The sequence below is a fragment of the Leptospiraceae bacterium genome, assembly GCA_015075105.1.
GTDB lineage: Bacteria > Spirochaetota > Leptospiria > Leptospirales > Leptospiraceae > JABWCC01.
In genome coordinates this window covers 739,859-760,142 of record JABTUZ010000002.1, presented here as the reverse complement: position 1 = coordinate 760,142, position 20,284 = coordinate 739,859, and the positions used below count along the sequence as shown (strand labels likewise).

The 20,284-nt window shown below is 33.6% G+C and carries 19 protein-coding genes; 12 read left to right on the top strand and 7 right to left on the bottom strand.

Annotation, left to right across the window (positions count from 1 at the left end):
• Nucleotides 1-32 precede the first annotated feature (32 nt).
• Together HS129_13400 and mtnP are read left to right on the top strand one after the other, a co-directional pair.
• Nucleotides 33-1,100, top strand: coding sequence for a hypothetical protein (locus HS129_13400; protein ID MBE7413034.1), 1,068 nt, complete (start codon nucleotides 33-35; stop codon nucleotides 1,098-1,100).
• Between the two features lie 216 nt (nucleotides 1,101-1,316).
• Nucleotides 1,317-2,183 carry an S-methyl-5'-thioadenosine phosphorylase gene (gene mtnP / locus HS129_13395; protein MBE7413033.1) on the top strand — a complete coding sequence of 289 codons (867 nt, stop codon included), beginning with the start codon at nucleotides 1,317-1,319 and terminating at the stop codon, nucleotides 2,181-2,183.
• 6 nt (nucleotides 2,184-2,189) lie between these two features.
• On the opposite strand, the gene HS129_13390 is transcribed toward mtnP, so the two are convergent.
• Entirely contained in the window at nucleotides 2,190-3,152 is a 963-nt protein-coding gene (locus tag HS129_13390; protein ID MBE7413032.1) for a hypothetical protein, read from the bottom strand.
• A 73-nt stretch (nucleotides 3,153-3,225) separates the two neighbouring features.
• Here HS129_13390 and HS129_13385 point away from each other — a divergent pair, with 73 nt between their 5' ends.
• Nucleotides 3,226-3,798 carry a hypothetical protein gene (locus HS129_13385; protein ID MBE7413031.1) on the top strand — a complete coding sequence of 191 codons (573 nt, stop codon included), beginning with the start codon at nucleotides 3,226-3,228 and terminating at the stop codon, nucleotides 3,796-3,798.
• 39 nt (nucleotides 3,799-3,837) lie between these two features.
• Here HS129_13385 and HS129_13380 read toward each other — a convergent pair whose 3' ends face one another.
• Nucleotides 3,838-4,830 carry an adenosine kinase gene (locus tag HS129_13380; protein MBE7413030.1) on the bottom strand — a complete coding sequence of 331 codons (993 nt, stop codon included), beginning with the start codon at nucleotides 4,828-4,830 and terminating at the stop codon, nucleotides 3,838-3,840.
• A gap of 110 nt (nucleotides 4,831-4,940) precedes the next feature.
• Complete coding sequence (locus tag HS129_13375; GenBank protein MBE7413029.1) at nucleotides 4,941-5,303, bottom strand: chemotaxis protein; 363 nt, start codon at nucleotides 5,301-5,303, stop codon at nucleotides 4,941-4,943.
• 503 nt (nucleotides 5,304-5,806) lie between these two features.
• Here HS129_13375 and HS129_13370 point away from each other — a divergent pair.
• Nucleotides 5,807-6,754, top strand: coding sequence for a hypothetical protein (locus HS129_13370; protein MBE7413028.1), 948 nt, complete (start codon nucleotides 5,807-5,809; stop codon nucleotides 6,752-6,754).
• A 59-nt stretch (nucleotides 6,755-6,813) separates the two neighbouring features.
• On the opposite strand, the gene HS129_13365 is transcribed toward HS129_13370, so the two are convergent.
• Together HS129_13365 and HS129_13360 are read right to left on the bottom strand one after the other, a co-directional pair.
• Nucleotides 6,814-7,512, bottom strand: a complete 699-nt coding sequence (locus tag HS129_13365) for a hypothetical protein (GenBank protein ID MBE7413027.1) — start codon at nucleotides 7,510-7,512, stop codon at nucleotides 6,814-6,816.
• A gap of 91 nt (nucleotides 7,513-7,603) precedes the next feature.
• The gene (locus tag HS129_13360; protein ID MBE7413026.1) at nucleotides 7,604-8,767 is read right to left on the bottom strand and encodes a CPBP family intramembrane metalloprotease; all 1,164 of its coding nucleotides are present in this window, start codon (nucleotides 8,765-8,767) and stop codon (nucleotides 7,604-7,606) included.
• Nucleotides 8,768-8,963: 196 nt separating this feature from the next.
• On the opposite strand from HS129_13360, the gene HS129_13355 reads away from it, so the two are divergent.
• The 7 genes from HS129_13355 (at nucleotide 8,964) to HS129_13325 (ending at nucleotide 16,400) form a co-directional block, all read left to right on the top strand.
• Entirely contained in the window at nucleotides 8,964-9,800 is an 837-nt protein-coding gene (locus HS129_13355) for a molecular chaperone DnaJ (protein ID MBE7413025.1), read from the top strand.
• Nucleotides 9,801-9,890: 90 nt separating this feature from the next.
• Complete coding sequence (locus tag HS129_13350; GenBank protein MBE7413024.1) at nucleotides 9,891-11,591, top strand: acyl-CoA dehydrogenase; 1,701 nt, start codon at nucleotides 9,891-9,893, stop codon at nucleotides 11,589-11,591.
• Between the two features lie 6 nt (nucleotides 11,592-11,597).
• Complete coding sequence (locus HS129_13345; protein MBE7413023.1) at nucleotides 11,598-12,320, top strand: ABC transporter ATP-binding protein; 723 nt, start codon at nucleotides 11,598-11,600, stop codon at nucleotides 12,318-12,320.
• Between the two features lie 8 nt (nucleotides 12,321-12,328).
• Entirely contained in the window at nucleotides 12,329-13,054 is a 726-nt protein-coding gene (locus HS129_13340) for an ABC transporter permease subunit (GenBank protein ID MBE7413022.1), read from the top strand.
• Between the two features lies 1 nt (nucleotide 13,055).
• Nucleotides 13,056-14,906, top strand: coding sequence for a Gldg family protein (locus HS129_13335; protein ID MBE7413021.1), 1,851 nt, complete (start codon nucleotides 13,056-13,058; stop codon nucleotides 14,904-14,906).
• Nucleotides 14,903-15,949, top strand: coding sequence for a DUF4340 domain-containing protein (locus HS129_13330; GenBank protein ID MBE7413020.1), 1,047 nt, complete (start codon nucleotides 14,903-14,905; stop codon nucleotides 15,947-15,949). The genes HS129_13335 and HS129_13330 overlap by 4 nt, the downstream gene beginning before the upstream one ends.
• A 22-nt stretch (nucleotides 15,950-15,971) precedes the next feature.
• The gene (locus HS129_13325; GenBank protein ID MBE7413019.1) at nucleotides 15,972-16,400 is read left to right on the top strand and encodes a YkgJ family cysteine cluster protein; all 429 of its coding nucleotides are present in this window, start codon (nucleotides 15,972-15,974) and stop codon (nucleotides 16,398-16,400) included.
• Here the strand turns inward: HS129_13325 and HS129_13320 are convergent, their stop codons facing one another.
• Nucleotides 16,401-17,075: a protein-L-isoaspartate(D-aspartate) O-methyltransferase gene (locus HS129_13320; GenBank protein ID MBE7413018.1), complete on the bottom strand. Its 675-nt coding sequence runs from the start codon at nucleotides 17,073-17,075 to the stop codon at nucleotides 16,401-16,403.
• Between the two features lie 111 nt (nucleotides 17,076-17,186).
• Nucleotides 17,187-19,058 carry a sulfatase-like hydrolase/transferase gene (locus tag HS129_13315; GenBank protein ID MBE7413017.1) on the bottom strand — a complete coding sequence of 624 codons (1,872 nt, stop codon included), beginning with the start codon at nucleotides 19,056-19,058 and terminating at the stop codon, nucleotides 17,187-17,189.
• A 255-nt stretch (nucleotides 19,059-19,313) separates the two neighbouring features.
• Between HS129_13315 and HS129_13310 the strand changes: the two genes are divergently transcribed.
• Nucleotides 19,314-20,252, top strand: coding sequence for a FecR domain-containing protein (locus HS129_13310; protein ID MBE7413016.1), 939 nt, complete (start codon nucleotides 19,314-19,316; stop codon nucleotides 20,250-20,252).
• Nucleotides 20,253-20,284 lie beyond the last annotated feature (32 nt).

The following is a 20,284-nucleotide window of genomic DNA, read 5'->3' as shown; positions in this document are numbered from 1 at the left end:
TACAGTTTTAGGGGGGCACTTCAGAGATTTCATTGTTTGACATTTCAGATAATCAAATATGCTATGATAATATTGTCACAAACCCGCCGTGGGGAAGTAAACTTGACTTTAAAGAAAAAGAAACACTCATTAAAATGTATGATGAAATATCTACATCGGAATCATTCTCAATAGCATTATATAACTGCATCAATAACCTTACTTCCAAAGGAACACTAACCTTTTTTTTACCTCATTCAATTTTAAATGTTGGAACACATAAAAATATTCGCAAATTTTTACTATCTAAAAATAGAGCAATCAAAATTGACTTGTTAGGAAACGCATTTCAAGGTGTAGTATCTGAGGCTATACGATTCACATTCTGTAACGAGATAATTTCGGATTCTATTGAGATATTTAATAGCGAGCAAGTGTATCATCTTAATCATAAAGAAATTTCACCTCCAGATTATATAATTCAAGCTACAGCGAATTCTTTAGAGAAAGAAATACTTTCCCATGTTTTCTCTCGAAAATATTTAACATTAAAAAATAATGCAGAATTTGCACTTGGCATTGTAACAGGCAATAATGCTAAACATATATCAAAAACAAAAAGCAAGAAGAATATGGAACCTATATACAGAGGGAAGGATATAGACCCTTTCCGTTTTCTTCCTGCTGAATGTTTTATTGAGTTTCATCCAGAACGGTATCAGCAAATAGCGTCAGTTGAGAAATATCGTCAACCCAAAATCACATATAGATTTATTAACGATAGAATTATCTGTGCTTTCGACAATCAAGGCAGATTATTGCTTAACAGTGCGAATTTGTTTATTCCAAAAATTGACTATCCAATCGAAACTATTGTTTGTCTTTTTAATTCAAAGTTATATAGTTTTATTTACAGGAAAATGTTTCATTCAAAAAAGATTTTACGCTCTCATATTGAATCTTTGCCATTGCCAATTATTGAAAATAACCAGCATATTAAATTCAAAGATATTTATAATCGATGCTGTGAGATTATCGACATGACCGAATTAGATATTTTTGTTTACAATGTTTATGATTTAACAAATGTTCAAATCGAAACAATCGAGAGGGAGTTTTAAGTGGAAAAGCAAAATGTAGAACTCGACAAGTTAATTGCAAGATTGTCAGATTTGGTCTTTCTCCGAAAAATGGAATACGAAAAAAGGGGATAAATGAGACTATATAAAAAGTTTTTTTTCTGATAAAACTTGGTTGATTATGATTTCTTTTAAGTAAAATTGAATGAATTATTTTTTCTCTTGCTTGAAACTTGTAGCCATTGAAATAAGACAAGTATGAAAGAAAAAGTAAAAGCTGCAATCATTGGTGGAACAGGGCTTTATGGATTAGATGGTATGGAGATTATAGAAGAGATACATCCCGACACTCCTTGGGGCAAGCCCTCAGATAAAATCACAATAGGTAAATACAAAGGGAAGTTAGTCGCATTTCTCCCAAGACACGGTAAAGGGCATTTTATATCACCGACCGAAATTCCAAATCAAGCGAATATATGTGCATTGAAAAATATCGGTGTAGAAGAAATTGTAGCATTTAGTTCAGTTGGAAGTCTTAGAGAAGAAATCAAACCTCTTGATTTTGTTTTACCAGATCAAATAATTGATAGAACCAAAGGAAATCGTCCTTCTACATTTTTTGGAAATGGGATAGTAGCTCATGCAAGTTTTGGAGATCCGTTTTCTAAAAACCTATCTGATCGAATTGAAGCCTGTGGAAAAAATCTAGGAATAACAATCCACACGAAAAAGACTGTAGTTTGTATGGAAGGGCCTTTGTTTTCAACTAGAGCCGAGTCCAACATGTATAGAATGCTTGGTGGAGACATCATCAACATGAGTGTATTACCGGAAGCAAAACTTGCTCGTGAAGCTGAAATTGCCTATCAGATGGTTTGCATGTCAACCGACTATGATTCTTGGAAAGAGCACGAAGAGCCTGTTACAACTGAATTTATAATTGGAAACCTTACTAAGAATGGAGAGAATGCAAAAAAGTTAGTATCCTGTCTAATTGAGTTTATTGGAAATGGAGATGATTTAAGTCTTGTTGGTTCGACTAAATTTTCTATACTAACTTCTCCTGAAAAAAGAAACAAAGCACAATTAGAAAAAATTCATGCGCTATTACCAAACTGTGTTTAAGTATTTTTAAAACTGAATACTTTCTAAAATTTCTAAAATCTTAGGCTCATGAAAATCTTTTGTAACATTTTCAGTAAGGTGTAAAAGTAATGCATCTCCCGAAGGTAGAGGAGCAAAATAAAAACCTGTTTTTGCGTAGCGGGGCCTAAGTGGATCAAAGTACGCCCAAAAATATCCGTTCCAGTTTTTTTTAAGAAAAGGTTTTTTTCCCAACTCCTTTAATTCTTCAAATTCTCCTCTGTTTACTCCAACTTCCAATAGTTTAGAAAATTCAGAATATATTTGTTCCTCACTCATATTTATTGATTTTGGTAAGAAAAAAATACGAACAAAAGGATATAGATTTGGATCTACAGCCCCAATAGAAATGATTCCTGCAATTTGCCCGGCTCCTGTTTTTTCCTTTAAGTCTAAGTCCTTGGGATTGTAAAATTGGAAACTTTCCGGTAGTTTGAACTTTATTGGAATTTCTGAATTAGAAAGCTCTTTTGTTGATTCGTTAAATTTCCACTTTGTAAAATCTTTTTCGATTTCTCCGTATTTAGACTGATTAAAGTAGTAGAACAAAAATTTTTCGTTTGCTTGCAAATAGTAAAACGTAACCAACCCGACAGATAAAATTGAAAGACCAATTAGAGAAATTCTATAATACAATATAGAGTTAGTGAATTTAAAAAAAAACGCAATCGCAATAACAATTAATAGAAATAAATTTCCACCGCTATATTCCAAAAAACCTAAGGTGTATAATACTACAGACAATACGCTAAGAAATAAAATTTCAAAAAATAGATTCCCTTTGTTTCCGAATAGAAAACGAAATAAACCATAACCGAATAAAAAAAGTAATAGAGTAAAAATTAGTGTTGAAAATGCAAGCAGTAGAATAATAAACCAAGGGAGGTGGCTCTCATGGTAAAATATAAAAATAAAAACAATGAATAGATAAACTATTGAAATTTTTTTCAATAGGCTAAATCTATGAAATCTCTGAACAAAAGGAGAGAATATTCTCCAAATTTTATTTTTCAAGGTAAGAACAATGCCCAATTTCACAGGATTATTTGAAGACATAAAACGAAACTATGAGTCATTAGAAAACTCCCTTAAGACAATTACAACTGCTTATCAAAAGACAATACTTTTTTTTGACAATTTTTTTAGCTGGATACCTCCTGAGGTCATTTTGCTATTTATTTTTTCGGTACTTCTTTTGATTCTTATTAATAATTTATCCCCTTCTACACCGAGGGCAAACTTGACTTTTTCAGTTGGTTTACTTTGTTTAATATGGGTTTATCTGAATAAATCCATAACAAGTGAATACAAGATTTTTTGGGTTTTTAAAACTAGCCTGTATGTTTTAATTCCAGTTTATTGTTTTTCTATTTTTGGATTTATTTTACAGTATTTAATCAAAATATATAAGAGAAAACAAAAAGTTTCTGCATCAAGTCTGGAAGAATATGTAGCAAAGCTGGAATCTGCCTACCATAGCGCAAGAGGTGCTGCCCACCAAGTAATAGCTGGTGAAGTAGAATCTGAAGAGTTGCAAATTCGTTTAAAAAATTTGTCCACCTTATCAGAAAATTTTCAATCTATGCTTAAAAAATAAACTTACTCAGAAATAGTGTCAGAAAGAATTTTGGTTAAATTAGTAGCCGACTAAAATTTCTTCCTGACGACCCATTAATTTGACAGATAGTCTTGCACCAATCTCCATTATAATTCTGGAGGCAACATAATTTCCCCATCGGCAAGCCTTTGCAAGAGAATAGCCTTGAGTGATTCCATACAATACTCCGGCAGCAAACGCATCACCGGCTCCATTCGTATCAATCGGGTTCACAGGAAATCCGGGAACGTGGGTGATAATTCCTTTATCTACAAAATAAGCACCTTCTTTTCCCCAAGTCATAAATGCAGTTTGACAAAGACTTCCTATATAAGCAAGGGCTTCTTTAGGATCGTTTTTTTCGCTCAATGACATAGCTTCATCATGGTTGCAGAAAATATAATCAGCTTTCTCTTTTGTAATTTGAATAAAGTCAGCTTTCGCTCTTTTCACACAAAAAGGATCGCTATACGTGAAAGCGACCTTGACTCCATTTTTTTTAGAAATATCCATTGCATGAAGTGAAGCATTTTTCGTATCTTCCCCATCCCATAGATACCCTTCTATATAAGACACTTTAGATTTCTTTAAATTCTCGATACCTATGTCGCCTGACGTAAGGGTAATAGAGATTCCAAGATGAGTGAGCATCGTTCTATCTGCATCCGGTGTCATTAGAACTACACAAGTTCCTGTGTGCCCGGTATTTGCAGGCTCCATTTCAAAATTTATACCTGCATTCTCCATATCTTTCTTGTAGAACTCCCCATTTGCATCGTTTGCAACTTTTCCGGTATAACATCCTGTTCCACCTGAATTAGCTAAAGCGATCATCGTATTGGCAGCACTTCCACCAGACCTCAATTCCAACTTATGCTCGTGTAGAGAAGCTAACAACTCTCCTTGTTTTTCGGAATCAACTAACGTCATTACCCCTTTGACAATATTGCTATCTTCCAAAAATTTTTTATCTATATTTACCAGAGTGTCAACTAACGCATTGCCTACGCCGAATACATCATATTTTTTCATAAATCCCCATCCAAAAAGTATAAATGCAGTATTTTTAAGTTAGTTTTAATTACAAAGAAAATTTAAAAAAAGAAAGAGGGGGCAAAATTGCCCCCGATAGAATTGAAAATTTAAGCTTTTGGCTTTTTGATACTTTCTGCTACTTCGTTGATTTTTGCTTTTACAGCTTCAACTTTTCCTTCAGGCATCCTGTTTTTGATTTCGTCAGTGATTTTGTTGTAGTTTTCTATGATTTTTGCTCTTGTGTCTTCATAGTTTTTCCCAGCAACACTTGTAAATTCTTTGATATCACTGATGATTTTATCAACAGATTGTCTGAGTTTTACAGCAGTTTCGGAGTTGTCCTGAGCGCCTTTTGATGCAAGTTCAGAGTAAGCTTTTTCAAGATCAGCTCTTGCTTTTACTAATCCTTCTTTTCCAGATTGAAAAAGACCGATTCCTGCGTTCAGTATGTCCATGATTTGTTTTTCCATTTATATTCTCCTTTCAAATAGTGCATCGCACTAAATCAAATTTGTGCAATGCACAAAATTAGTCAATCTTTTTTTCTATTTTTTTTTGCAATTTTTTATTTTTTTGATTTTTTCTTAAGTTTTACAGAAAAAATCCCCAATCTGCACTAAATACGAAATCTTTTGAAATCCTCTAAAAAATTGGAGATCCCACATTTTCACACGAAAAGTGTAAAATCTGCACTAAATACGAAATTTCAAAAACTCTACTAAAGCTCAAAACCTCATCCTAAAAGATAAACCTATTTACAAAAGATTCTCACCTACACTATTCCCCCGACCTCAGACCTCCGTCATCAGTCCTCCGAATTGGAGATCCCACATTGTCGGTCAAAACAATCTAAGCTAATGAGACATAATATAAGTAAAACAAAAATAAAAAGCTAAAAAAAATACTGTAAAAGATATTGACAAAAAAAAGAGAAAACTAAGAATAAAGCTAAATCTAAAAAAGGGGATTAAAAATGAATAAAAATTTAATAAGTATTGCAGCAATTGCATTGGCTCTTGGTCTTTTCGTAAATTGTGCAAAAAAGAAAGAGGATGACAACAATTCAGCACTAATGTTTTATCTCTTGGATCAAACAAGCGGTAAATGTGCTACTATCACTAAGAGTGCAACTGGAACCACAACCTACTCTGCTACAGGCTCTGCAATTCCAAAAGGCGGTTGCAATGCAGCTACTTTAAATACATCACTTTACACTACAAGCCCAAGCGAAGCTAAAACTGCTGTTGATACCGGGTTTGATGGTCTAAAAACTGTTTATGATGCAACCACTGGTTGTTCAACCTTGAGTTCAGCAATAACCTTGAGCAAAACCAACACTACAACTGCTACAATAACAACTGCTCAATCTTCTTTAACAAGTGGAAACCAGGGATGTTCAATGGCAGGGTATAGAATTGTGAGCGGAAAATCGTCTGCTGTTATGATTTGTAAGGATGATGCAAGTATCACTGCAGTAAAAGCTCTTACAAATTACTCTGGAGTTGGAAGTGTTTCTACAGATATGTCTGTGAGCCTTGCGGATCTAAAAGCTTATCAGACTACTGCAATGTCTGTAACAGGATTTACTGCTGCTGCAATTGCACTCTTAAAGCCTTATGGACAAACTGAAATGACTACCTTGTCTGCTACAAACTATCTTGCTTTCATGAATGCTGCTTTTTCAGTTCCTGCATGTGCATCAGCTATTGTAGCCTCTGACTCAGCTTTAAAATCAGTTCTAACAAGCATGAGTGGTGGTTCTTATTCAACTTATGGTATTTCTAAAACCGATGCGGCTTCTGTTTCTGCTGTTGTTACTGCTTCGTTGAAGTGTGGATATGGTGCAGGCTTTACAGCTACCACTTCTTCATCTTTTGGAACAGCATCTGGAACTTGCCCTACTACTTACCCAACATTCTAATTTATTTTAGATTTGTGTAATTAGTGGAAAGCCGTCCATTTTGGGGCGGCTTTTTTTATTTAAAAATGAATATTTAGATTTGCCTTCCATCTGTCTATTTGAATCAGCTCAGGGTGAATTACAAACGATCTTGGTTTTTCAAGTGGAAGTGTTGTTAATTCAAATTTCCTGCTGGTAGTAAATTGTTTATAAGCCTCTTGGACTTTTTTGGTGTCTGTAGAATACCTGTCAGGAACACCATCCTTGTTTGAGTCAATTTCTACTCTATCTGCTGGAAATAGCCATACGTCTGTTTTATCGTCTTTGTCTGTATCAATTTCAATTCTTGCAATATGACCGTTGATTATTTTTGGCAAAGCAAGTTTATTATAATAGATTTTAGTTTCCAAAAACCCGTCTCCATCTTCATCACTAAATTCTATTAATTTAATAGTGTTTGGACCGTACCATGTTTTTGATTTTACCTTTCCGTTTTTATAAATCTTGTTAAATACTACAAAGCTCTCCTTTGTATTTCCCGGCTCTCCGTGAATCCAAGATATATCGTCAAAATTTCCTTCTTTACTTTCATCTACGACCATGGCAATCCCCAGATTTTTATCTTTTAGTGAGATCATGTATTGGTCTATTTTACCGTCTTTGTTTGAATCTATTTCTGTAACTGTGGTGTATCGATTGCAAAACAAAAAAAATACACAAAGGAAAATTACTGCCGTGCCTTTGGTCAATTTAGATATTAGGTCAAATAATTTTTTCATCTAAGCCCTCCTTACGATGTAAATAAAGAAATTCTTGGAAAACTTTCGTGTCAAGAGGATTAATAATATAGAATGTATTCCAAAGCAAATCTCAAAATCTCATCTGATAGAACACAGGCATAAAATGAACTTCTTGTTGAGACTTGTTGTAATTCGGATCGGGTTTGTAGTATTTGATTTGTGCAAGACCCATAAGAAAATTCCACCAGAAGTGCATTGCAATGGAAGGGCCCAGATCGTATCCTGAAGAATAGTGTAGATAGGCAAAATAAAAACCAAGTAGTGCTCTTCCGAGAAATCCTTCTTTTGCGTCTTGGTTTCCTGCGTGTGCCATAGAAAAAAGCAACCCGGAAACTCCACCACCAATTATTGGACCGTAGGATTGCATTAATGAGTAATTTACATACCCCCTAAAGAATGCTTCTTCTCCTATAGCAGGGCTTATCCCTGTGATAAAAGCGCCACCCACTAAGGAGCCGTCTCTTACAAGACTGGGTGGTGCTAATATTTTTGTAGAAGAGTTGTCTGTCAAAAGCATTGCACTCAAAAAAGCAATAGGTAAAAATATTTTAATATTGGTGAAGTACACTGGCTTGAACGGTGCAAGTAAAAGCGCTTCAATTTTTTCGTCTTTTTTGAACTCGCCTAATCCACCTGCGTCCCGAAACCCGGAGTATATGGAGTACAGCATAACACTCAACACCGGGTTATTGAGTGTATCGGAATAAAAAGTGCTTCTGGAAGTTCTTTGGTATTCTCCGTATTTCAAGAGTGGGTTTATTTCATAGAGTTTTCTTTCTTCGTAGAGTCGCAAGTCTCTTTGGTATCGAGACTCTGTGAAAGCAGGAATGCTTCTATAGAGCAGATTATTTCTTTGAAACTCTTCTGCCGCCAAAGTCCTTCCTATTTCAAATTTTACTTCTCTTTCATTGTATTCTATATAATCTGGTTGTTTAGAAAAATGGTACTCTAATCCTGACAATGTATAAAATAAACCAAACTGAAAAACTCCAGACCATGTATTCCCGATATACGCTTGTCCAAGTCCAGGAACAATTCCGAGAAGGGCTACAAAATGAGGATTCGGAGGCTTTTTGGGTTTTATTGCAATTGAATCATTTTCTTTGATTATAGGTTGGGCTTCTTTGTTATTTTGATTTTCATTTTTAGGTTGAACGATGTTTGGATCGTTTGAGCTACTTTGAGAAAATACAGGATAACAAAATAAAAATAGAATCAGTGCAAAATGCTTCATTTAAAAAATCTTTTTATTACTGCCATTTTGTTCAATTCAAAAATTATTTTTATAATAACCAAAGTACTGCCTCTATTTAAAATTTGCTCTTCTATCAAAATATATCAATAGAAAAACAAAGCGAGATAGGTTAGTTTCAAAATACTTTCTTGTAATCTATTGCCTGATTTTTTTTGTATAGTTTTTAGAATAAATCATGAACGAGAACAACAAGGCAGAGGCAACACTTTTCGATATAATCACAGAAATACAGTCTATTTCAGTTGAAGGAAAATGGTTTTTGTCTTCGACTCGTCTTTCCGAGTTATTGGAAATCAGAAAAGAAATCTACTACAGGATGGTCTATTCTGCAAATAACCCTCTGTTAAATTATGACGTATTGGGCGGGTTTCATGAAACAGACTGTGAGGTGCTCTGCAAGTTTTTATCGAATTTCTTAGGGATAGAAAATACCGAAAAAGTATTTATGGAGGGAGGGTTGTATTTTTCAAAAGAAACGTTAGACGAAATAGTAGAGTATTTTTTTCGCTATTTGACTGCAAGTGTGGAAAGCCATAAATTAGACAAAGAGCTAATCTTGCTTCTTTCTTCTGCAACTTTGAAGTTTGATGATGCTTTTGATTCTTATATTGACGAAAAATTTGATAAAGAAATTATGATCGACAGATATGTCAGTTATTATGTCGAAATTAAGCATATTGATATTTCTTATGGAGCTGACTCTTTTCTAAAAAAATATCTGCTTTCTCTTTATTCTGACAAAAAAATTGATATGCAAAAAATCTCAAGAGAAGCCAAAGAAAGAGCCTATTATGAAGTTTATGGCAGAGACATTCGTCTTCAAACACACAACAAAGAAACTCTCTCACTCATTCAATTTTTTCAATTGGACGAAAATTCAAATCGTACAGACTTGAGAAAAAAATACAAAGAGTTATTAAAAAAATACCACCCCGATTTGAATAAGTTTGGATTAGAAAAAACAAAGGAAGTTATAGAAAATTACAAAAAACTTTCAGCTATTTTAAAATAGATTTCACGGAAATGGGCAAGCCATATTTTTTTGAATATTTCTTTACACGAAAAACTTAGATTTTTATCCTGAATTGCACGGAGATAGAGAATGCTATTATTAAACCCAAAAAATCCTGACTACAGCGACTTGGACGAAAAATCCAGAGCTTTATTAAAAAAAGTTATAGATTTTTTTGAGAACAAGGGCTTGAAAAAATTAAAGCACGACGATCACGAAAGGGTTTGGTATCAGGACTTTGCAGATTTTATAAAGAAAGAAAAAATATTTTCTGTGCTAATGACTCCAAAGGGTTATGGTGCGAGTGACTCCAGATGGGACTCTTACAGAAATTGTATGTTTAGCGAGATCACCGGTTTTTACGGACTTGCGTATTGGTATATTTGGCAGGTGTCCATGCTCGGGCTTGGACCTATTTGGATGAGCAAGAATGAAAAAATTAAAAATAAGACCGCAAAACTATTAGAAGAAGGTGGGATTTTTGCATTTGGCCTTTCAGAAAAAGAGCACGGAGCGGATCTGATTTCCAGTGATATGATGGTTTTTCCAAAGGGTGAAGGGAAGTATATCGCCAACGGAGACAAATACTATATCGGGAACGCAAACAAAGCTGCCTTAGTATCTACCTTTGGGAAGTTAGACGGAACAGGAGACTTTATGTTTTTTGCGGTAGAGTCTTCTCACAAGAACTACGAGTGCATTCAGAACGTAACCAATTCCCAAAACTATGTTGGTGAGTATGCTCTTCACGACTACCCGCTTACCGAAGACGATATTTTGTCTAAGGGGAGAGAGGCTTGGGATGCTTCTCTTGCGACTATAGCGTTTTGTAAGTACAACCTCGGCTGGGCTTCAATCGGAATGTGCACCCACGCTTTGTATGAATCTATCGACCACGCTGCCAATCGAAATATTTTCAATCAACACGTAACAGACTTTCCTCATATTCAAAAATTATTTGTAGAAGCCTATTCCAGACTTGTGTCTATGAGATTTTTTACTATTCGTTCATCTGACTACATGAGGAATTCTTCTGTAGACGATAGGCGATACCTGCTATTCAACCCAATGGTAAAAGTCAAGGTAACCATGCAGGGAGAGGAAGTGATTAATTGTATATGGGATGTCGTAGCTGCAAAAGGTTTTGAAAAGAATATGTTTTTTGAAATGGCAGCAAGAGATATTCGAGCACTACCTAAATTGGAAGGAACCGCTCATATCAATATGATGCTTGTTACAAATTTTATACAAACTTATCTTTTTGAGTCTAAGAATTACCCTGAACTCCCTAAAAGGAACGATTTTTCTGATGATAGTTTTATATTCAACCAAGGCTCTACCACAAAGGGACTAAAAAAAATCCAGTTCCATGATTACAAATCAGTTTATGATAGTGTAGATTCTCCAAATTTAAAAATTTTTAAAGAGCAGATTGAGGCTTTCAAATATTTTCTGACTGATTCTCCCTTGGACAAACTTCAGTCTCGGGATATTGATTTTATGCTATCACTCGGTGAGGCGTTTTGTTTGATTCCTTACGGTCAGCTCATTATTGAAAATTCTAAATTTGAAAAATTAGACAAAGATTTGTTAGATCAAATTTTTGAGTACCTTGTAAAAGATTTTTCCAAATATATTATACAAGTATATTCTAAATCGAGTACTACTCCAAAGCAAATGGAGAACTGTCTAAAAATTATTAAAAAACCATTTACGGATGATTCTAGATTTGAAAGAGTCTGGAAAAACCACGTATTCAGTTTAAAAGATAAATACAAAATGAACCCTTAAAGCGTTATGGTAAAAGTCAAAAATATTACCAAAAATTTTGGAAATAAAAAAGCAGTTGAGAATCTGAGTTTTGAATTAAAGAGCAAAGAAATCGTAGGGCTTCTGGGTTTAAACGGATCAGGAAAGACTACCACGATTAGAATCTTAACTTGTTTTTTGATACCGAGCGAGGGAGAGGTAGAAATTGATTCTCTGAATATTTTTGATTCTCCTTTGGAGGTAAAAAAGAAGATCGGTTACTTGCCTGAAACGCCTCCTTTATACGAGGATTTTTCAATACAGGAATATTTAGAATTTGTATCTCAGATTAAAGGAATCTCAACAGAAAATATTCCAAGCGAAATAGAAAGAGTTTCCAAGAAGACAGATATTTTTCCTCAATTGAACAAGATTATCGGACACTTGTCTCTTGGGTATAGAAAAAGAGTCGGAATAGCACAAGCCCTACTCGGTAGCCCTTCTCTTATAATCATGGATGAACCGATTTCCGGTCTGGATCCAAAACAGATTATAGAAATGCGAAGTCTGATTAAAAATTTAAAGGAAGATCACACTGTACTTATTTCCAGTCACATACTTTCCGAGATTTACAAAACTTGTGATAGATTCTTATTTTTGCACGAAGGTAGGCTAAAGGGAGAATTTACCTTTAGTGAATTGGAAAAAGAAATTGAAAAAGAGCCAAACAATTTTTTTAATTTAGAAGAATTTTTTTTGAGTAAGTTGTAATAAATAATATGAATAATATAAAATGGATTTTTTTAAAAGAAGTAAGACTGTTTTTCGGGACTTATCTTTCTCCTATGATTTTAGGTGGCACTGCTTTTTTAAATGCGTTGTTTGTTTTGATTTTAAATTTTAACGGCAGGTCAAACTATGCAGATGCTACAATGGTAACATTTATTTCTTTTATGTCAACGATTGTAGTAGCAATGCTTATTCTTGCTATGGGAAGTATTGTAGAAGAAAAAAACAAAGGCACTCTTGAGCTTTTGTACACAAGCCCTGTAACAGATTCAGAAATCGTAATCGGAAAATTTTTATTTGGTGTGTTTGTATGTTTCATTATCTCCTTTTTTATAAATGCACTTTTTCCTTTATTCTTATATTCTTTTTGGAAAGCGCCAATGTACTTAGTTTTTTCGGGTACGTTAGGCGTTTTCCTGTTAGGAGTTTTTACATATTCCATAGGAATTTTCGGGAGCGTATTGGGCAAAAATCAGATGGTCTCTCTTTTAATTTCAATCGTGATTATTATGACATTATGGGTGATTGGATTTTTTTCTCATCTATTCCAATCTACAACCAGAACCATTCTTTTTCATCTTCATATTTTTTCGCACTTTATTAGTTTTGCGAGAGGGGTGCTTCCATTTTCGGGAATGGTATTTTTTGTTTCGGGTGCTTCATTTTTTGTATATCTGACAATCAAGGTACTCGAATCAAGAAGGTGGAGGGGTTAGTATGGATTTTTTTAAAAAAGAAAACCTTCTTCCATTTGTCTCTTTAGCTTCACTTTTACTATTTTTTGTATTTGATTCCGTGATCACAAAATCTACAATTCGAGGAATTTGGATATTTTTTTCTTTTATTTTGATTTCGTCTGATTTTTTTTATTCTTACTTAACAAAGAAATCTACACCAAGGGAAGTAAGAAATCAGAAATTGCTTTTGTATTCTTTGGGAATAAGTGCATTTTTATTATACCACCTTAGAATGTTCTTGGATTTTCCTTTGGCACCCGGAGTTTCGGAAGAGACTACAATCTACCCTAAACTTAGAAATTTCTTACTCGCTGCAATTGTCATTTTGTCTTTTTCTTTTTTTATATACACCATTCTCCTTGAGAACGTTAGAAAGTCCATGCAGTCGTCTAACGCACTCTCAATCAGAAAATACGGACTTCTGCAAAGTTCTGTGATGAATATTTCACTAGCTTTAACTATTTTAATCGGTGTGAATTATATTGCTTCATTAAAAAATTTTAACATAGACTTAACCTCTATCGGAAAATATTCTTTTTCTACAACTTCTCGAAATATACTAAAAGGGTTGAAGAAGGAAGTTCAAATTTTTGCTTTTTACCCAAGACCCTTAGAGTCTTCAGGACCTGAGAATACTTTTGCGCTTAGTGTGATTCGACCTGATATTGAAATTATATTGGATGAGTTAAGATCGCTTAGTCCGTATGTTTCTGTAAAATTTATTAATGCAGATGTAGAGACTGACCTTCTCGGAAATATAGGGCAAGCTTCAAACGGAACAATTTTATTTAGGACACAAAAAGATTCTTTTATCGGAAAGAATATTTTTGCAGAGCAAAGAATTTTAGTGCAAGATTCCAGCGACTTGGAAGGTATTGAAAGAAAAATTATTCAGGCAATTCTAAATATTTCAACAAGTGAAAAAACAATTTATATGACCACGTCCAATGGCGAAAGATTCAGTACGGGATTTCAAAGCATTCCAAACGAGCAAGTCAATAAATTTATTTCTGGCTTAAATTTTTTTAATTTTAAGGTGAAGCCTCTCGGATTTGAAGAAAAATGGCCAGGCGAGATTCCGAAAGACGCTGATGCAATTGTGATCATCGGACCTTCTATTCCATTTTCCAAGGAAGCAAGAGATACTATTTGGAAATACGTAACAGAAAAAAGAGGAAGTCTTTTCATATCCATAGACCCCCTCGGCTCTGAAAATTTTGATTGGATATTGGAGAGAGCAAATTTAACTTTTAAAAAAGAAATCCTGTCTCAAGGAAACGGACGATTTGGTATTTTAATAGCAAAAAATTTTGGAAGCCATCCAATCGAAACTGTTTTGGAGAAAAAAAATTTAGGCATAGTGTATCCTTATTCAGGATACTTTGAGAAAAAGGGAGACAAACCAACTGAAATGGAATCGAATATTCTTTTGGAGTCGGGATTTGATACTTTTATTGATTCAAATAAAAATGGGAAGTTAGACGGTAAAGAAACAAAAAATAACTATCAGCTGGGTTATGCACTTCAATTAAAAAATAAAAAAGAAGGCGAAAACCCAAGGGTCATAATTTTTTCAGGAACATCATGGCTGACCGATCAATACTTTTCATTAAATTTGAATTCCAACTTTTCCGTAAACTCAGTGAATTGGGTTTTGCAAAGAGAAATTCTAAGCGGAATCGTACTCAAAAAAACTGACATAGAAATTGTAAACTTAACAGATAAAGAAAAGCAAATAGTGTGGGTGATTGGAATGTTTGCTTTTCCCGGGCTTATAATCCTCGCTGGACTCGGATTTGTAATTCTAAGAAAAAAAACAAGGTTATTATGAAAAAAATATTTATCGCGGTTGTAGTATTTACTTTCCTATTAGTTTTATTTCTTTTTGTAGATGAAGATCGGGAAAACCTAAAAGAAGAAATTTTGTGGAAAGAGAGCCCTGACAAAATTGTATTTAGTCCTCCAAGATCCAAAAAGATTTTTGAAAAAATGCAGGACTCAGAATTGATTTTTATGCGTTATGCGAATTGGTTTCAAGATACTGCTTTTTTTACTGTAGAATCTGACGACAAAGAATCCGAGAAGCGAATCTTGTATGAGTGCAACTATCAATGCAAGAATCTTTTTATGGAACTGTCGGTCTTAAAAATTTTATCTGCTGCGTTCGCCGAGGACGGGTACAGAAAAAATCTTAGTATTAGTTTTGAAAATTCTCCCGCAATCTCTCTATCGAAAAATAATAAAGTTTTGAAAGAGTTTTATTTAGGAAATGAATCCCGAGATAAATCAAGAAGATTTTTTGAGACAGGTGGAAAAATCTATTCTACACACTCTTACATATTCAATAAATTTTTGGAGAATCCGATTGGCTTTAGAGAGCTAAACGTATTTCCTTTAGGCATTTCTAAAATAAAAAAAATCGAGTTGATCTCAGAAGAAAAAAAAGTTCAATTGGTGGTAAACCCTGTAATAGAAAATAATTCTGAAAGAAATTCTTACATTCGATTGTCTCAAAAAAAGATTTTATTAGACCCTGCTTTGGGGGATTTATTATTTACAGGATTAAGAGACTTGAAAGTAGATCGCTATCCAGATAGTTTGAATGGAGAAGGATTTTTAGTCGCAGAAGAATTAATCAAAACAAAAGAAACCAAGGAAATTCAAATTTCCCTTTCAAACAATATCCAGATTTCATTGAAAGTTTTTCCGGTGACGAATATAAAAGAGGTAAAACTAAGACCTGTTGTTCGCAAGATTCAAAACATTACAGAGTCGGCGAGCTATATTTCAGATGAATTTATGAAAAATATTGAAAATACCTTTGATAATATTTCGACTGCAGAAGTTTATGTAAAAGCCCTCCCTAAAAAATAGGATAGTGCAAAGGTAAGTGAATATGGATAAATATTCCAAAGGCGATACTCCCTTAGTATTTCCAAAATTTCCGAATGAAGACAAAATGACAGAGACAGAAATTTGCCTTGCCTGTCATGGTTGCTGCAATTATGTTTCTGTGGAGATTGAATTTCCAAAAAATAAAGAAACTTTAGATCACTACACTTGGTATTTGCACCACAAAAATGTACAAATATATATTGATAACGATAATGCTTGGAATTTATTGTTCATCACTCCCTGTGTTCAGCTTCAACCCAATGGAATGTGCAGCATTTATGAGACAAGACCCAACCTATGTAGAGAGTATTCTGCAAAGTCTTGCTCCAGAACAGGCAAGGATCATAAATTTTTATTTGAAACTCCTGATGCTATGTTGGATTATTTAAAAGAGCTAAAGGAAAAGAAAAAGAAAGCTAAAAAGAAATAGCTAATCTTGAATCTTTCCTGTCATGGGAACAAAAACCACTCTAAATTTATTTTCTTCTAGAAAGCCGGCTTTTGTTTTTTTGTAAACATATAGGTATTGCTCTTCTTTGCCAACAGGTATGACTAAGATCCCGCCTATTTTTAATTGCTCTTTTAATGCTTCGGGAATTTTTTTGGGTGCTGCGGTTACTAGGATTACATCAAAGGGAGACTCTTCTTTCCAACCAAAATATCCATCCCCGCACCTTAAACCAATATTTTTATAATTTAAAATCTCCAGATTTTTTTTAGAAATTTCACAAAGCTCTTTTACAATTTCTATAGAAAAAACTACTTTTGAAAGCTCAGCTAAAATTGCAGTTTGATAACCACAACCAGTGCCAATTTCTAAAACTTTTTCAATCCCTTGCAAATTCAGAAGCTCTGTCATATAAGCCACCATATAGGGTTGAGAAATAGTTTGACCAAAACCTATTGGAACTGGACTATCCTGGTATGAAAGAGAACTATGTGAGCTGGGAATAAAAACATGCCTTGGAACTTTTCTTATCGCCTCTAAGACTCTCGCATCCTTAATCCCCCTCCATTCCATTTGATACTTTATCATTTTTTCTCTTTCTTTATAGTAGGGGTCAGTCACTTTGCACCCTCCTTGTAAAATGAGTCCAATTAGCATAAAAAATATTTTATATTTAGAGAAAAAAACCTTTCTGCAAATAAACCTGTATTTCAAGCGAGCTTGCCGTTTGTCAATACGAAATCTGTCTTAGGATTTTTTTAAGTAGAGTCATAATTTCATTTTATCTCTGTCACCTCGAACATTCATACAAATTTGACATTTTTGAAAACTATTCGTTGTGTTTGTTTTGAATTCATTGGAGCCAATGTTCCAAATATTTTTTAATTCGCCCGGGTCATTACTCAAATCGTAAAGCTCTTCATACTCAGGGTACCCAAGATAATTGTAGATATAGTGCCAGTTCTTTTTGATTTGACTGAATCCGACTTTGTATAAAGAAATTTCGTTATTGTTTACAATAAACAATTCTCGGTCATCTGGAATATTTCCAAATAAGTCCATGCCTTCCAGTCTCAAATTATTTTTATTCCAACTATTTTTAGTTTTTCTATTTAATAGCTCTATGACGGTAGGAATAATATCTCCATTCATAACATTATTTTCTAAATTTTGAGTTAGATCTTTTCTTGGTAATTTTAAAGTTTTTTGAATTTGGGAAGGAATATAAAAAAATAGCGGAATAGAAATAGTTTCAATATAGTTAGATTCAATATGTCCAAAATATCCGTGCTCACCGACTGATTCTCCGTGATCGGACGTAAAAATTACAATTGTATTTTTATCTAAACCGGAAGACTTTAAATATTTTAAAAATTCTCCCATTATGCTATCCATGAATAAAACAGAGTTGTCGTAGTAGTCGTAAGGTTTTCCTTTTTTCCAAACTTCAAATTCATCGGGGTGGTAATAGGGAAAATGATTTGTATTTAGATGAAAAACTCCAAAAAAATTTTTATTAGTATTTTTTAATTTGCTAAGATGGTGTTTCAATTCTTTGAAAGTTTCTCTATCATCAATCCCTAAATCATTGAACAACAATCCCGGATAAGAGTCTCTACTCCAAAGATAATCAATTCCCGCATTTGCAAAATACCCGTTTAGATTGTTCCACTTTAAATCGTGTGATGTGATATAAAAAGTAGAATACCCTTTTGCTTTTCCAAATTCCCAAAATATCGGAGAGTTGTGAGTCTTCGTAGTAGGCTCATTTGGCAACACCCCTGTAAGAATGGACGGAAATGAAATCAATGTGCTTGTCGCATTGGAATAGGCTTTCTGAAATAGAAAAAAATTATTCGGATTCGATAAACGAAATTTATTTAGGTTTGGAGTAGTATTTCTATCGTATCCATACAATCCCATACTTTTTCTTCTAAGACTTTCTGCCACGATAAGCAGTACATTGTATTTTGGCGCAAGATCTTGGGTATCACCTAACGTATAAGGAGTTCTGGATTGAAGACCTGCTGAACCAAGTTTGTCTCCGGTTAATTCATTGTACAAAATTTTTACAATAAATGAATATCCGTTTGTATCTGCGATATATACTTGGTCTCTATACCTTGTGTTATGGACTAAAAAGGGAAATAGAACAAAAAAAAGAACTATTGCAACTAAAAATTTCCAATTGGAAACTTTTTTTTTCTGGTCAATAATAAAATTTAAGAAAAGAAAGAGTAAGATTGCAAATAATACAATAAGACCCAACCCAAAAAAATTGGTACTATCCCGCACTAAGGTAAAACTGTTTTTCGGCTCTTGAAAAATATAGGAAATAGAAAAGTAATTGGGTAAAATTTTTGAAAACTGAAAATAAGAATAGCTTCCTATAATCAAAAATGAATAAAACAGTGAAAAGGAGCCAAGCACCAAAAAATAGAGAGGCTTTTTCAACCGATTCAAATAGAATAAAATATCTATCCTTATTACCCAAAATAAGAAGGACAAAAATACTGATATGGAATAAAACACTAGGTTTTCGGAGGAAAATTTCTGAATTCTGGAAAATCGAAATATAAAGTCAATTGAAAGCACCACCAAGGAAAGAATGGATGCCGAAAAAATTGTTGAAAAATACATAGTTATACCAATTAGAAAGAAAATTATAGCAAAAGGTTGCACCTCAATGAAAATTTTTATCCATAAAATTGAAAAATTTCATTAATTTTCTATTTTTTTAGGGCTATATAGAAAAAAGTTTTGATTTTCAAATGTTTATATTTATAGTGATAGTAACCCTGCGGATTCACGGCGGATTATCTCGCTTGAATATTTTAAAGCAAATCACTCAGATGGTAGAAACGATTTAATAGAAAGTATAACTGGAGAAATGAAATGAAAAAGATTCTTATTTTTTTAACTTTGGCACTATTGGTAAGTTTTTGCAGTTCCAAAAAAGAAACCGGCTTAACAGAAGTTATGGATTCCAAACCCAACCCTCAATCAGTTCGAGTAGCATGGATTATGGGAGATGCTTTTATTTTAAGATTGGATAAGGAAATCAAACCTGAGCTTGGGATGGAGCTTACAGAAAGAGATGAGATTCTTACTAAAAAGAGCGGCAGCATAGAAATCATGATCTCCGACAAAGGAGCAATCAAAGTTTCAAAAAATACAAGAATTTCCATCAGCAGTATTTTGTTGTCAGAAGGCAAGGGTGAAACCAACGTCCATGTAAATTACGGAAAGATTGTAACCGTATTAAAGAAAGAAAAGAAAGACGAGTCCTTCAACATAACTACACCGACTGCAATAGCTGGGGTAAGAGGAACTACATTTCTCACTATCGTAGAAGCTCCTGAAAAAGAAATATTGAAAAATGAAAAAAATCCTTGCGGCAAAAAAGGCTGTGATACAAAATTTGCAGTAATCGAAGGCTCAATCAGTGTAAAAAAATCCAACGAAAAAGAAGAATTGATTTTAGACAGAAATACAGAGATTACTGTATCCAAAGAAAAAAAACTAACCAATCAGATGATCAAGACTCTGAACAAAGAATCTTTAAACGATTTGAAGAGTATGATTGTATTCCATAAAAATAGTTTGATGGGGTTTTCCAAATTAGTTGAAGAGTTAAAAGAAGGTAGTGAAGAGTTGAGAAAATTAGAGTCATCAGGCTCTGTCGAAGAAGCTATGCAAAAGCTATCGAAGAAAGAGTCTTCCAATTCGTCGGATGAAATCAGAAAAACTGCCGAAAAAATAGACGAAGGAAAATACATTAAAAAAGATATAGATAAGGATAGGTTAAAATTGGATTCCAACAAAACATATTAATTACTATATTGTTTAACAATCAAGAATTCATT

Bases quoted from the DNA above. Each gene is read 5' to 3' on its own strand.
- mtnP (MBE7413033.1), top strand. From the start codon at position 1,317: ATGAAAGAAAAAGTAAAAGCTGCAATCATTGGTGGAACAGGGCTTTAT.
- HS129_13385 (MBE7413031.1), top strand. From the start codon at position 3,226: ATGCCCAATTTCACAGGATTATTTGAAGACATAAAACGAAACTATGAG.
- HS129_13380 (MBE7413030.1), bottom strand. From the start codon at position 4,830: ATGAAAAAATATGATGTATTCGGCGTAGGCAATGCGTTAGTTGACACT.
- HS129_13375 (MBE7413029.1), bottom strand. From the start codon at position 5,303: ATGGAAAAACAAATCATGGACATACTGAACGCAGGAATCGGTCTTTTT.
- HS129_13370 (MBE7413028.1), top strand. From the start codon at position 5,807: ATGAATAAAAATTTAATAAGTATTGCAGCAATTGCATTGGCTCTTGGT.
- HS129_13365 (MBE7413027.1), bottom strand. From the start codon at position 7,512: ATGAAAAAATTATTTGACCTAATATCTAAATTGACCAAAGGCACGGCA.
- HS129_13360 (MBE7413026.1), bottom strand. From the start codon at position 8,767: ATGAAGCATTTTGCACTGATTCTATTTTTATTTTGTTATCCTGTATTT.
- HS129_13355 (MBE7413025.1), top strand. From the start codon at position 8,964: ATGAACGAGAACAACAAGGCAGAGGCAACACTTTTCGATATAATCACA.
- HS129_13350 (MBE7413024.1), top strand. From the start codon at position 9,891: ATGCTATTATTAAACCCAAAAAATCCTGACTACAGCGACTTGGACGAA.
- HS129_13345 (MBE7413023.1), top strand. From the start codon at position 11,598: ATGGTAAAAGTCAAAAATATTACCAAAAATTTTGGAAATAAAAAAGCA.
- HS129_13340 (MBE7413022.1), top strand. From the start codon at position 12,329: ATGAATAATATAAAATGGATTTTTTTAAAAGAAGTAAGACTGTTTTTC.
- HS129_13335 (MBE7413021.1), top strand. From the start codon at position 13,056: ATGGATTTTTTTAAAAAAGAAAACCTTCTTCCATTTGTCTCTTTAGCT.
- HS129_13330 (MBE7413020.1), top strand. From the start codon at position 14,903: ATGAAAAAAATATTTATCGCGGTTGTAGTATTTACTTTCCTATTAGTT.
- HS129_13325 (MBE7413019.1), top strand. From the start codon at position 15,972: ATGGATAAATATTCCAAAGGCGATACTCCCTTAGTATTTCCAAAATTT.
- HS129_13320 (MBE7413018.1), bottom strand. From the start codon at position 17,075: ATGCTAATTGGACTCATTTTACAAGGAGGGTGCAAAGTGACTGACCCC.
- HS129_13315 (MBE7413017.1), bottom strand. From the start codon at position 19,058: ATGTATTTTTCAACAATTTTTTCGGCATCCATTCTTTCCTTGGTGGTG.
- HS129_13310 (MBE7413016.1), top strand. From the start codon at position 19,314: ATGAAAAAGATTCTTATTTTTTTAACTTTGGCACTATTGGTAAGTTTT.